The sequence below is a fragment of the Streptomyces sp. 11x1 genome, assembly GCF_032598905.1.
GTDB lineage: Bacteria > Actinomycetota > Actinomycetes > Streptomycetales > Streptomycetaceae > Streptomyces.
Map to the genome: position 1 here is coordinate 4,052,393 of NZ_CP122458.1, position 12,727 is coordinate 4,065,119.

A 12,727-nucleotide genomic window follows, 5' to 3' on the forward strand; every position below is an offset into this window, starting at 1 on the left:
TGGCGACCAGGTGGATCCGTCGTCGCGGGTGCCGGACCTGCCCGTCGCGTTGTTGGCACTCTCCAGGGGGGAGTGCCAGACCTGAGACTATGACCGCGATTAGCACTCGGTCAAGCGGACTGCTAATCGAGCGGGTTGCGGCGGTCGGTCGTCGCGGTGTCAGAGGTAGTCCTCCAGGCGGCCGACCGTCAGTCCCTGCTCCTGGACGCGGCGCAGCAGCCGGGTCGTCATCTCCGTGAGGGTGGTGCCCTTGAGCTGGTCCGGGCCCCGGAATCCGGCGAGGACGATGTCGCCCGGGCGGAGGCGGTCGCCGACGGCGTAGCGGAGGTCGTGGATCTGCATGGACGCGCGCCACAGGACCACCGCGGAGAGGCCGCAGTCGGCGGCGGCGCGGAGCGTGGTGGTGTCGTAGACGCCGTAGGGCGGGCGGAAGAGGGTCGGCCGGACGCCGAAGCGCTGTTTGAGCTTGTTCTGCTGGCCGCAGATCTCGGCGCGCTGCCCGGCGTACGGCAGGCCGCGCAGGGCGGTGTGGTCGAGCGTGTGGTTCTGCACGGTGGCGCCGACCGCCCGCAGCCGTGCGAAGTGGCCGTATCCCGGCCCCACGACGCTGTCCGTCAGGAACATGCTCACCGGCAGCCGCAGTTCGCGCACCATGTCCACGAACCGGGGGTCCTTCTCGGCCCCGTCGTCGTACGTCAGGAAGACGACCTTGTCCCGGGTCGGCACCCGGTCCACGACCGGCGGCAGCCCCGGCTCCGCCGCGCGGGGCGCCGGGGGCCGGTCGGGCTTCTCGGGCGCGGGGGCGAGGGGGGCGGGGAGGCCCCAGCGGCGGTAGGGGGGCGACGCCGGGTGGAGGTGGGGGCGTGCGGGGGACTGCGCGCCGGAGTGGGGAGGTGCGGGACGCGACTGCATCGCCCCGCCCGCACCCGGGCGCGGGGCGACGGGGCCGGGCTTCATGGGTCCGCTCGCACCCAGGCTAGGGGCGACGGGGCCGGGGTGCGCCGGGGCGGCAGCGCACCCGGTGAGAAGCAGAGCGGTCAGGGCCGTGAGGGCGGCGACGGCGGCAAGGACGGTCGTGGCCAGGGGGCGGGGGGCTGACGTCCGGGCGTCGGTGGCGCCCCGCGCACGGCCTGCGCCCCGTCCACGGCCAGCGCCCCACGCACGGCCTATGCCCCACCCACGGCCAGCGCCCCACGCACGCCCCACGCCCCACCCACGGGCGGCGCTCCCCCCACGGCCTTCACACCGCCCACGGCCTGCGCTCTCCGCACGGCCCGCACGCCGCCCACAGGCCGCGCTCCCCTCGCGGCCTGCGCCCCGCCCACGGCCAGCGCCCCACGCACGCCCCACGCCCCACCCGTGGGCGGCGCTCCCCCCACGGCCTTCACACCGCCCACGGCCTGCGCTCTCCGCACGGCCCGCACGCCGCCCACAGGCCTCGCTCCCCTCGCGGCCTGCGCCCCGCCCACGACATGCACCCCACCCGCGGCGTACGCCCAGCGCACCCGGACCGCGCCCCCCGCCCCGAACAGGTCTCCACCCGCCCCGGACCGGTCCCCGCCCGCCCCCGTAGGCCCTCACAGGTAGTCCTCCAGCCTTGCCACCGCGTAGCCCTCGGCGGTGACCAGGTTCAGGAAGTGGCGGATCATGTCGGGCATGGTGCCCTTCCAGTCCGACGTGCCCCGGAAGTGGCTGAGGACGATGTCGCCGGGGCGGAGTTCGCGGTCCGACTCGCGGTAGTCCCAGCGGTCGACGAAGACCTCCTCGTTCCAGAGCGGGACGGCCTTGACCCCGCAGGTCGCGGCGGCGCGCAGGGTGTCCCGGTCGTAGCTGCCGTACGGCGGCCGGAAGAGGGTTGGCCGGGTGCCGTACCGCTTCTCCATCACGTCCTGCATGCCGCAGATCTCGTGCTTCTGGGCGGCGTAGGAGAGCGGGGGCAGGTGGCGATGGCGGAGGGTGTGGTTGTGGAGGGCGGCGCCACGGTCCCGCATCCGCGCGAAGTAGCCGTAGTCCTCCTTGATCAGGTAGTCGCTGAGGAAGGCGGTGTACGGGATCCGCAGGTCGGTCATCATCCGCAGGAACGCGGGGTCCTTCTCGGCGCCGTCGTCGATGGTGAGGAAGACGACCTTGTGGCGGGTGGGGACGGTGGTGAAGACCGGGGGGAGGCCGTCCTCCGCGTGCCCGTCGACCTCGAACCCCTCGCGGGTCCTGAGCTCCGGCTTCCGCACCGGCGGCGCGGGCGCGCTCAGCGGCACCTTCGCCAGCCCCCAGCGCTTCGCGGCGGCGACCCGCGCGGCGTGCGCCCGGCGCACCTTCCCGGCGTACGCGTCGAGGGCGCGTGCGGCGGGCGCGTCGAGGCGCCGCTGTCCGTGCTGCCGCGCCCCGCCCTGCTGGCCGTGGGCGGGTTCGGCGGTCCCGGCGGTCGCCCCGGCCTCGGCGGCACCTCGCCGCCCGGCGGAGCCCCGCTCCAAGGCCTCCTCGGCGCCTTCCCCGCCGCATCCGGACACCACTGCCGCGACGGCGAGCAGCGCGACGCAGCCCCGGACACCGCCCCACCCCCTCCGGAGACCCGCCCGCTTCGCACTCTTTACATCATTTTGTCGTACGAATCGCATGGCGCCGCATCCTCGCAGGGCGGACCGCCTCCACCGCCCCGACACCGCCACGGTTCCCCCCACCATCCACCGTCTGGCCCACCCCACCCTCCCCTCGCCCCGCACCTCCCTCTCCTTGGCCCGGACCGCCCTCCCCCCTGGCCCCGGCCCCGCCCCCCTGACCGACAATGACCCGGTGAACGACCTCGACCCCGCCACCTTCCTGGCCCCCCTCCTCACCTCCGAGGGCCGCGCCCTCCTCGACGAGGTACGCGACACCGAGCCGGCCCGGGAGCTGGCCGTGGCGACCCGGCTGCGCCGCGACCACCCAGCCGAACTGGTCTCGGCGGCGCTGGCCCAGGCCCGGCTGCGGCAGCGGGCGGCGGCGAAGTTCGGCGCGACGGACGCGGGGCGGATGTTCTTCACGCCGAACGGGGTCGAGCAGTCGACCAGGACGAGCGTGGCGACGTACCGGGCCGAGTGCCTCCGGGCGCTGGGCGTGCGCTCGGTGGCCGATCTGTGCTGCGGGATCGGCGGGGACGCGATCGCGATCGCGCGCGCCGGGATCCGGGTGCTGGCCGTCGACCGCGACCCGCTGACCGTGGCGGTGGCCCGCGCCAACACCGACGCGCTCGGGCTGGCCGAGCTGATCGAGGTGCGTGAGGCGGATGTGACGGAGGTGGACACGGACGGGTACGACGCCGTGTTCGTCGACCCGGCCCGGCGTTCCTCCAAGCGCGGCCGGATCTTCGACCCGGAGGCCTACTCCCCTCCCCTGTCCTGGGCCGTGTCGGCCGCGCTGAAGGCCCCGCTCGGCGCGCTGAAGATCGCGCCGGGCATCCCGCACGAGGCGATCCCGCCGGAGGCCGAGGCCGAGTGGATCTCCGACGGCGGGGACGTGAAGGAGGCCGTGCTCTGGTTCCGGGCGGACGGGACGCCGGGGGCGCGGCGGGCGATGCTGCTGCCCGCCGGGGCAGGTGTCCACGCCACCCCCGCGACGATGCTGCCCGACCCGCCGGTCCGTCCGGTGGGCCGGTATCTGTACGAGCCCGACGGCGCCGTCATCCGCGCCCATCTGGTCGCCGAGGTCGCCGAGGAACTGGAGGGCGGGCTGATCGACCCCACGATCGCCTACGTCACGGCCGACGAGCACCGTGTCACCCCGTACGCGGCGGCGTACGAGATCACCGACCAACTGCCCTTCAACGTGAAGAAGTTGAAGGCCCTGCTGCGCGAGCGGGAGGTCGGCATCCTCACGGTGAAGAAGCGGGGGTCGGCCGTCGAGCCGGAGGAACTGCGCAGGAAGGTCAAGCCGCAGGGCCGCAACTCGGCCACGGTCTTCCTGACCCGGGTGGCCGGAGCCCCCACCATGCTGATCGGCCACCCGGCGTAGGGGGGCGGGCTTCGCCGGGGGTACCGCCGACGGGTTCCGCCGGGGGTACCGCGCCGTGCCGTCGCCGCCCGTGGGGCTGCCGGTCGCACGGCTGTCCCGGCCCGTGACAAGCCGCGATCGCGGCCGTCGTGCCCGGCCGACCCAGCGTGCGGCTCCTCGGTCCTCCCTGCGGCTCATCACGGCCCCCGGCGCGGCCCGGCGCGGCTTCCTCGGGCACCCTCGCGGCTCGTCAAAGGCCCGTCGTTGCGCAGGGCCCTCGGTGCCCCGCACACGGAGCAGCCGCGCATCGACGCGTCCCCAGCCCTCAGCGCGCGGCCCAACCGCTCCTCGCCCCAACTCCTCGCGCCCCCACTCCTCATCCCGCCTCTCAGCCCCCTGTCGGCCAGCCCCCTTCACCGGCCCCTCGGTCGTCCTCCTCCGCCCGCGCCAGCAGCAGTTCGCGCTCGCGTTCGTTGCGGGTCAGGCCCGCCGCCCGCAGGAACTCCGCTCTGGCCTCCTCCGTGCGGCCCAGGCGACGGAGCAGGTCTCCTCGGACGCTCGGGAGCAAGTGGTAGTCGCGCAGGGCCGGTTCGGCGGTGAGGGCGTCCACGATCTCCAGGGCGGCGCCGGGGCCCTCGGCCATCGAGACGGCGACCGCGCGGTTCAGTTCGACGACGGGCGACGGGGCGCGCGCGGCCAGCAGGGCGTACAGCGTGGCGATCCTCGGCCAGTCCGTCTCCTCGTAGGTGTGCGCCTGCGCGTGGCACGCGGCGATGGCCGCCTGGAGGGCGTACGGGCCCGGCGCGCCGTGCGCGGCGGGCGTGGCACGGCCGAGCGCGGTGAAGCCCCGGGCGATGAGGAGGCGGTTCCAGCGGCGGCGGTCCTGGTCCCGCAGCAGGACCGGCTCCCCGGCGGGCCCCGTGCGGGTCACCGCCCGCGACTCCTGAAGCTCCAGCAGGGCCACCAGGCCGTGCACTTCGGGCTCCTTGGGCATCAACTGGGCCAGGACGCGCGCCAGTCGGAGGGCGTCCTCGCAGAGCGCCGGGCGCAGCAGGTCGTCGCCGGCGGTGGCCGCGTACCCCTCGTTGAAGATCAGGTAGATGACTTCGAGCACCGAGTCGAGGCGGGCCTCGCGGTCGGGGCCGTACGGCACTTCGAAGGCGACGTTCTTCGTGGCCAGCGTGCGCTTGGCACGGACGACGCGCTGGGCGATCGTCGGCTCGGGGGTCAGGAAGGCGCGGGCGATCTCGGTGGTGGTCAGGCCGCCGAGGAGGCGCAGGGTGAGGGCGATGCGGGCCTCGGCGGACAGCACCGGGTGGCAGGCCGTGAAGACCAGGCGGAGCAGGTCGTCGTCGATGTCGTCCGGGTCGGACGGCTGGTCGAGGTACGGCCCCGCCGCCTCCAGGTCCCGCCCCACCTCGGCGAGCTTGCGCGCGTACCGCTCACGGCGGCGCACGAGGTCGATCGCCCGGTGCTTGGCCGTGGCCGTCAGCCAGGCCCCCGGGTTGTCCGGCACCCCGTCCCTCGGCCACTGCTCCAGCGCCGCGACCAGCGCGTCCTGCGCCAGCTCCTCCGCGATGCCGACGTCCCGCACGATCCGAGCGACACCGGCGATGACTCTGGGCGACTCGATCCGGAAGACGGTCTCGATGGCCGTGTCCGGGTTCTTCTCCGAGCCCGGATCCCTTTCCGAGGCCGGGCCCCTCTCCGCGTCCGGGCCTCCCTCCGGGTCCGGGTCCGGGTCGGGCGTGCTGTCCGTGGTGGGCTGTGGAGTCACAGCCCACCATCAGACACGACATCCCCGGCGTCCGAGAAGCGGCGGCCCCGCCGGCGGACCCGGCCGCACGGACCAGACCCGACCGGCGGACCCAGCCCCACAGACCAGACCCGACCGGCGGACCCGGCCGGACAAGTTCACCCGACGGACCCGGCCGGACGGGCTCAGCCCTCCGCGATCTCCCGCACCTCGCACGTCACCGTCCAGTGCTCCTCGTGCACCTTCAGGAACCGCTGGGTCCACTCGATCGCCTCGGCCATGTCCTTGCACTGCATCAGCGCGTAGCCGCCGACGACCTCCTTGGACTCGGTGAACGGCCCGTCCGTGACGGAGAGCTTCCCGCCCTCCCAGCGCACCCTCTTGCCCTGGGCGGTCGGCGTCAGCCCGGCGGTGTCGAGCATGACCCCGGCCTTGGTGATCTCCTCCAGCAGCTCCCCCATCCGCTGCATCAGCTCGGGGCTGGGACCCTCGGCGGGGGCGGTCTTCTCGTCGATCTGAACCAGCGACAGATAGCGCGGCATGGTGGCTCCTACGGCATCGGCGGGCGGGGGCTTTCCCCGACTCTCACCCCTACGTCGAACGACCGCACCCCGGATCGACACGGCCGGCGAACTTCTTCAAAATCTTTCTCGCCGCCGCCTCGGCGATCCCTTCGCCCCTACTTCAGCGACTCCCACAGCCGCCCCGCCTCCGGCTCGTCCGCCACGACCCGGTTGCGGTCGTACGGGGCCGTGACCACCGGCATCATCACGGTCCTCGTGCCGACGGAGGACAGCCCCCGCACACTCTCGCCCAGCCTCGTCAGTTCAGTGAGGGAGTCCAGGCCGGTGTCCGTCGTCAGGCTTCCGGTGATCGCGTCGGCGGCCCGGTAGAGCTGGGCCGGGTTGGTCAGGAGGTCGGTCGAGGAGATCTGGTCCAGGAGGGCCTTGACCAGTTTCTGCTGGAGACCGATACGGCCGAGGTCGCTGCCGTCGCCGATGCCGTGCCGGGTGCGGGCGAGGGCGAGGGCCTGCTCGCCGTCCAGGTGGTGGGTGCCGGCCCGCAGGCTCAGATGGCTGTCCTCGTCGTCGATGTCCTCCTCCGTCGTGACCGTGACGCCGCCGAGGGCGTCGACGAGCTTCGCGAAGCCGGCGAAGTCGATCTCGACGTAGTGGTCCATGCGGACGTCCGTGACCGACTCGACGGTCTTCACCGCGCAGACCGGGCCGCCGACCGCGTACGCGCTGTTGAACATCACGTTGTACGCCACCGCCGTCGATCCGCCCGACTCCAGCGGGCAGGACGGGCGGGTGACGAGGGTGTCGCGGGGGATGCTGACGACCGTCGCGCCGGTGCGGCCCTCGTCGATGTGAACGACCATCGCCGTGTCCGAGCGGGCCCCCGCCCCCTCGCCGCCGCCGCCGAGCTTCGCGTTCTCCTTGCCGCTGCGGGAGTCGGAGCCGAGGACAAGGATGTTCAGGGCACCGCTCGGCAGGGCCTCGACGGTGGCCGACGCGGACGGCTCCGGTGAGGTACGGACCTTCGCGGGGCGGTTGTCGCCGAGGGCGGCGTCGATGTCGACGCTCTGGATGTTGTCGTTCAGCCGCCAGAAGGCCCAGCCCGCCCCGCCCGCGCCGACCACGAGGATCCCGGCGAGCAGCCCCCCGGCGATCTTCAGCCGGCGCCGCCGTCCCCCCGGGTCCCCACTGCCGCCCCCGAACGCGCTTTCTTCACCATTCACGCACAGGAACTTACGTCCGAATTGTTACGGGCAGAACCTCATGCCGCCGGTCCTTCGGAAATTCTCAGACTTCTCAGCCCTCTGCAGTCACGCTCAGCCCAGCGTCACCGTCGGTACGGGTCACGAACCGCCGCTCGGGACGCTCCCGTTCCAGGAGGCGTTGGAGCAGCTGACCGCCGCGCCGGTCTGGGCGCAGCTCGCGTTCCAGGCCTGGCCGACCTGCTGCCCCGCCCCGAACGTACGGGGTCGGCGGAGTGGGCGGTGGGGGCCGCGACCAACAGGGCGGCGAGGGCCACGGTGCCGGTGAGCAGCGAGGTGAGGGACAAGCCGGTTCTCAGAGATCTCGTGCGGGCGCATCCGAAAGTTTCGATTGTGCAACCGATTGGCTTCGGAGGAGTGTGAGGCGGCTCGGCTCGGCCGTCAACACATCAACTTCCGGACACCCGTCTGCCGCGACGGGTTCCAGGCCGCAAACGCACCGTCGCGGCCTGTCGCGCAGTTCCCCGCGCCCCTGACAGTCGGCTTCGCCGGCCTTTCAGAGCTGAAGGGGCTACCGAACACTTGCCCAGTGCTCCAGCCCTCAGGGGGGAGGTGCACGGCATCCTCGCCTCGGCGGCCCGTAGGGGCGCAGCGCCGCCGCTAGAGTCGCTTTGTCCTACAACATGGTTGGCGGACCTACCGCCGGACGGGCGGGAAGTCAGGCCTGTGGAGGCCTTGTAGGACCACCTCCGGGTGGCAGGGGCCCGTGAAGCAGGAACCCGAGGTGGCACCGCGTAGCGGTGCTGACCGGAATCGTTTGCGTTCACGCAGGCGAGGGCGTCAATGAAGCGGCGGCACCCCCGTGCTGCTGCGCACCACCAGGCTCGTCGCCAGTTCCACTCTCGTCGCCGCCGACGGGCCCCCGTCCTGGCGGCCCAGGTCCAGCACCAGGCGGGCCGCCGCCTCGGCCATCTCCATCAGGGGCTGTCGCACGGTCGTCAGCGGCGGCCCCACCCAGCGGGCCACCGGCAGGTCGTCGAAGCCGACGACGCTGAGGTCCTCCGGGATGCGCAGGCCCAGTTCCCGGGCCGCCTCGTAGAGACCGAGGGCCTGGAGGTCGTTGCCGGCGAAGACGGCGGTCGGGCGGTCGGGGCGGCGCAGCAGGTCCAGCCCCAGCCGGTAGCCCGTCTCGTGGTGGAAGTCCCCGGCCTTGATCAGGTCGGCCACGACCGGCAGCCCGGCGGTCTCCAGCGCGGCCCGGTAGCCGTCGACCCGGGCGCGGCTGCAGATCATCCGCGAGGGCCCGCTGATGGCGCCGATCCGCCGGTGGCCGAGTTCGACGAGGTGGCGGGTGGCGGCCAGGCCACCCTGCCAGTTGGTGGCGCCGATCGAGGGCACGTCGTCGCCGGGGTCGCCCGCCGGGTCCATCACCACGAACGGGATGGAGCGGCTGGTGAGCAGCGCGCGCTGGGACTCGTCCAGCCCCGACAGGACGAGCACGACGCCGTGCGGGCGCCGGGCTGCCACCTGGTCGGCCCAGGTGCGGCCGGGGGTGAGCCGCCCCGCGCTCTCGGAGAGGACGACGCTCAGGCCCTCCTCCCGCGCGATGTTCTCCACGCCCCGGATGACCTCCATGGCCCAGGCGCTCTCCAGCTCGTGGAAGACCAGGTCGATGAGGGGGGACCGGGTCGCCTCGGCGCGTCGGCGACGGTAGCCGTACTCGCGCAGCAGGTCCTCGACGCGGGTGCGGGTCGCGGGCGCGACGTCCGCGCGGCCGTTGAGCACCTTCGAAACAGTCGGAGCCGAGACGCCGGCCTGGCGGGCGATCTCGGCGAGCGTCGCGGTCTGCGTGGACTGCGACGAACGCGCTCTTGTCTGAATTTCCTCGGGCTTCGCGGGCTTCATGTGCGGGATCGTATCCCTGCGCGACCCCTTGACGAACCCTTTCGACGGCCTTACGTTCCCGGAACATTCGAAGTGACATCCGAAACATTCGCACATCCGAACATTCGCGAAGGGTGCTGTCATGGAGTCGAGCAGAGGCCGGTCCACCGGGGCGACCGCAGGCGGGTCCACCGGAAGCGGCGTGGGCGGGTCCACCGAAAGCGGCGCGGGCGGCCGGCCGTTCAGCAGGCGCTGGTTCCTCGGCGCGGGGTCCGCCTCGCTGCTCACCGCCGGGCTCGGCGCCGGTCTCACCGGCTGTGGCTCCGGCGGCGGCGCGGGCGGCGGGGACGGCAAGACGCTCACCGCGTTCGTGTACGGCGACGACGCGGTGAAGGTCCAGCAGGCGAGCGTCGACCGGTTCAACAAGTCGGCCGCGGCGAAGAAGGCCGGCGGCACCATCAAGCTCCAGAAGGTCCCCGGCTCCGACTACTCCCCCAAGCTCCGCACGGCCATGGGCTCGCCCGGCGCCCCGGACATCTTCTTCAACTGGGGCGGCGGCTCGATCAAGCCGTACGAGGAGGCGGGCAAGCTCGTCGACCTCACCGACATCATCGACGACGACCCGGTGCTCAAGGACGGCTTCCTGCCCTCGGTCCTGTCCGCCGGCGACCTGAAGGGCCGCCACTACGGCATCCCCATGCGCGGCATGCAGCCGGTGATCCTCTTCTACAACAAGTCCGTCTTCGCCGAGCACAAGCTCCAGCCGCCCACCACCTGGGACCAGTTGCTCGACAACAACGCGAAGCTGAAGAAGGCCGGGATCACCCCCTTCGCCCTCGGCGGCTCCGACCTCTGGCCCAACCTGATGTGGCTGGAGTACCTGGTCGACCGGCTCGGCGGCCCCGAGGTCTTCAAGCGCATCCAGGACGGCGACTTCGAGGGCTGGGGCGACCCCGCGATGCTCAGGGCCGCCGAACTGGTCAAGGAACTCGTCGACGACGGCGCCTTCGGCTCCAAGTTCACCTCGGTGTCGTACGTCAACGGCGGTGCCCCCGCGGTCTTCGCGCGCGGCAAGGCCGCCATGCACCTGATGGGCTCCTGGGAGTACTCGACCCAGCTCGGCAAGTTCCCGGACTTCGCCAAGAGCAACCTCGGCTGGGCCCCCTTCCCGACGGTCGAGGGCGGCACCGGCGATGTCCGCAACGTCGTCGGCAACCCCACCAACTACTGGTCCATCAACGCCCGTACGAAGAACAAGGACCTGGCCGTGGGCTTCCTCAAGGACTGCGCCTCGGAGGCGTACGCGAAGGCCCTCGTCGACAACGGCGACGTACCGACCACCTCGAACGCGGCCGCGCTCCTCGCCTCCGCGCCGAACCCCGAGTACGCGAAGTTCCAGTACGACATGGTGCAGAAGGCCCCCGCCTTCACGCTCTCCTGGGACCAGGCCCTCGGCGACGGAATCGGCACCAAGATGCACACGGAGATCGGCAAGCTGTTCGCCGGCAAGTCCTCGCCGAGCGAGTTCGTGACGGCGTGCAAGGGGCTGAAGTGACCGTCACGGTCGAGAAGGCACCGGCGCCGGGAAAGGGACCGACGGCGCGGAAGGGACCGGAGCACCGTGCGAGCCGCGCCGGCCGTCCGCACGCCGCCTGGGCCCTGCCCGGAGTCCTGTTCTTCACGTTCTTCGCGGTCGTCCCGATGACCCTCGCCCTCTACCTCTCCTTCACCAGCTGGGACGGCCTGGGCGATCCACGGCCGGTCGGCCTCGACAACTGGCGGAAGCTCCTCGACGACCCGCGGATGACGCAGTCCCTGTGGCTGACCGTCGTCCTGACGGTCGCCAGCTGGGTCTTCCAGACGGTCATCGCCCTGCTGCTCGGCGTCTGGGCGGCGGGCCGGCAGCGCAACCGCGCGATCCTCTCCGCGGTCTTCTTCGTGCCGTTCCTGCTCTCCTCGACCGCCATCGCGATCCTGTTCTACGCCCTGCTCGACCCGAACTTCGGCATCATCCAGGCGGACACCCTGGGCTCGCAGAGCGGCGCGTTCCTCGCGATCGTCTTCGTCGGCGGCTGGCAGTTCATCCCCTTCCACACCTTGATCTACCAGGGCGGGGCCCGTCAGATCCCGGAGGTCCTCTATCAGGCCGCCGCCATCGACGGCGCCGGCCGCTACCGCCAGTTCTTCTCGATCACGCTGCCGCAGCTGCGGCACACGATCACCACGTCCACGGTCCTGATGGTCGTCGGCTCACTGACGTACTTCGAGACGGTCCTGATCCTCACCAAGGGCGGCCCCGGCACGGACACCGCGATCCTGCCGTACCTGATGTACGAGGCCGGCTTCAAGACGTACGACTTCGGCTACGCGAGCGCCATCGCGTCGTTCCTGGTGATCGCCGCGACGGGCCTCTCGCTGGTCCTGGTCCGGCTGACGGGCTTCGGCGCCATGCGCAGCACCCGCGAAGGGATGTGACGGAGTGTCACACGACACGTTGGCGCGCCCCACGAGCACCCGGCAGCCGGACGGGAGCCCGTCCACGGAGTCACCCCGGCGCCGACGGCACTGGACCCGGCGGCCCAACCCTGTCGCGGGACTCGGCGCGTTCGTCTGGCTGGTCGTCGTCCTGATCCCGATCTACGCGATGCTGTCGGCGTCGCTCACGAACGCGGACAAGGCCCTGACGGGCAACCCCCTCAAGCCTCCCACGGACCCGACCCTCGACAACTACAACACCGTCCTCACCAGCGGCTTCGGTCATCTGCTGAGCAACACGGCGATCGTCGCGGTGTCGGTCGTGGGCATCGTCCTGGCCCTGTCCATTCCGCTCGCGTACGTGGCCGTCCGCACCCGGGACCGCTGGTCGAACGCGGCCTTCCGCCTGTTCCTCCTGGGCGTGGCGATCCCGGCCCAGGCCGTGGTCGTCCCGTTGTATTTGCTGATCGCCAAACTCGACCTCTACGACACCCTCCTGGCCGTCATCCTCCCGACGGCGGCCTTCGCGATGCCCGTCTCGGTCCTGGTCCTGGTGGGCACGCTCCGGGACGTCTCCGAGGACCTGTACGAGGCGATGGCCCTGGACGGCGCGTCCCCGCTGCGGGTGCTCTTCCAGCTGACGATCCCGCTCGCCAAGGGCGGGATCAGCACGGTCGTCATTTTCTCCGCGCTGCAGGCCTGGAACGGCTTCCTCTTCCCGTTGATCTTCACGCAGTCCGACGGCCCCCGGGTCCTCACCCTCGGACTGTTCAACTACGTCAGCCAGTTCGGCGTGAACATCCCCGCCCTGCTCGCCTCGGTCGTCCTCTCCGGCATCCCGATCTTCGCCGTGTATCTGGTGGCGCGACGGGCGCTGGTGGGCGGGTTGATGGGCGTGGGCGGCAAGTGACCCACCTGCTTCGGCA

10 protein-coding genes and 1 pseudogene are annotated in these 12,727 nt (G+C 72.2%); 4 read left to right on the forward strand and 7 right to left on the reverse strand.

The genetic code is table 11. The annotated features are described in order from the left end of the window. Positions 1-159: 159 nt before the first annotated feature. A complete protein-coding gene (locus P8T65_RS17475; protein ID WP_399103137.1) occupies positions 160-912 on the reverse strand; it encodes a polysaccharide deacetylase family protein in 753 nt (250 codons plus the stop codon). Between the two features lie 665 nt (positions 913-1,577). Further along, a complete protein-coding gene (locus tag P8T65_RS17480; protein ID WP_316726256.1) occupies positions 1,578-2,615 on the reverse strand; it encodes a polysaccharide deacetylase family protein in 1,038 nt (345 codons plus the stop codon). A gap of 175 nt (positions 2,616-2,790) precedes the next feature. On the opposite strand from P8T65_RS17480, the gene P8T65_RS17485 reads away from it, so the two are divergent. Continuing rightward, entirely contained in the window at positions 2,791-3,987 is a 1,197-nt protein-coding gene (locus tag P8T65_RS17485) for a THUMP-like domain-containing protein (RefSeq protein WP_316726257.1), read from the forward strand. 367 nt (positions 3,988-4,354) lie between these two features. Here P8T65_RS17485 and P8T65_RS17490 read toward each other — a convergent pair whose 3' ends face one another. The 5 genes and pseudogenes from P8T65_RS17490 to P8T65_RS17510 form a co-directional block, all read right to left on the reverse strand. Beyond that, positions 4,355-5,743, reverse strand: a complete 1,389-nt coding sequence (locus P8T65_RS17490) for an RNA polymerase sigma factor (protein WP_399099116.1) — start codon at positions 5,741-5,743, stop codon at positions 4,355-4,357. Between the two features lie 164 nt (positions 5,744-5,907). Beyond that, entirely contained in the window at positions 5,908-6,264 is a 357-nt protein-coding gene (locus P8T65_RS17495) for a YciI family protein (RefSeq protein ID WP_184904576.1), read from the reverse strand. A gap of 137 nt (positions 6,265-6,401) precedes the next feature. Then, positions 6,402-7,469 (reverse strand): LCP family protein, encoded by a 1,068-nt coding sequence (locus P8T65_RS17500; RefSeq protein ID WP_399103140.1) that lies wholly within the window; start codon positions 7,467-7,469, stop codon positions 6,402-6,404. A 117-nt stretch (positions 7,470-7,586) separates the two neighbouring features. Further along, a pseudogene (locus tag P8T65_RS17505) lies at positions 7,587-7,703 on the reverse strand (cellulose binding domain-containing protein); the annotation flags it as partial. Positions 7,704-8,282: 579 nt separating this feature from the next. Beyond that, positions 8,283-9,347, reverse strand: coding sequence for a LacI family DNA-binding transcriptional regulator (locus tag P8T65_RS17510; protein ID WP_316726260.1), 1,065 nt, complete (start codon positions 9,345-9,347; stop codon positions 8,283-8,285). Positions 9,348-9,468: 121 nt separating this feature from the next. On the opposite strand from P8T65_RS17510, the gene P8T65_RS17515 reads away from it, so the two are divergent. Genes P8T65_RS17515 through P8T65_RS17525 form a run of 3 tightly spaced genes read left to right on the forward strand, consistent with a single transcriptional unit; the run spans position 9,469 to position 12,711 of the window. Beyond that, on the forward strand, positions 9,469-10,881 hold the full coding sequence (locus tag P8T65_RS17515) for an extracellular solute-binding protein (protein ID WP_316726261.1): 1,413 nt from the start codon (positions 9,469-9,471) through the stop codon (positions 10,879-10,881). Further along, positions 10,878-11,801, forward strand: coding sequence for a carbohydrate ABC transporter permease (locus tag P8T65_RS17520; protein ID WP_399099119.1), 924 nt, complete (start codon positions 10,878-10,880; stop codon positions 11,799-11,801). The genes P8T65_RS17515 and P8T65_RS17520 overlap by 4 nt, the downstream gene beginning before the upstream one ends. Before the next feature lie 4 nt (positions 11,802-11,805). Further along, positions 11,806-12,711: a carbohydrate ABC transporter permease gene (locus P8T65_RS17525; RefSeq protein WP_399099121.1), complete on the forward strand. Its 906-nt coding sequence runs from the start codon at positions 11,806-11,808 to the stop codon at positions 12,709-12,711. Positions 12,712-12,727 lie beyond the last annotated feature (16 nt).

Bases quoted from the DNA above. Each gene is read 5' to 3' on its own strand.
- P8T65_RS17510 (WP_316726260.1), bottom strand. From the start codon at position 9,347: ATGAAGCCCGCGAAGCCCGAGGAAATTCAGACAAGAGCGCGTTCGTCG.
- P8T65_RS17515 (WP_316726261.1), top strand. From the start codon at position 9,469: ATGGAGTCGAGCAGAGGCCGGTCCACCGGGGCGACCGCAGGCGGGTCC.
- P8T65_RS17495 (WP_184904576.1), bottom strand. From the start codon at position 6,264: ATGCCGCGCTATCTGTCGCTGGTTCAGATCGACGAGAAGACCGCCCCC.
- P8T65_RS17480 (WP_316726256.1), bottom strand. From the start codon at position 2,615: ATGCGATTCGTACGACAAAATGATGTAAAGAGTGCGAAGCGGGCGGGT.
- P8T65_RS17475 (WP_399103137.1), bottom strand. From the start codon at position 912: ATGCAGTCGCGTCCCGCACCTCCCCACTCCGGCGCGCAGTCCCCCGCA.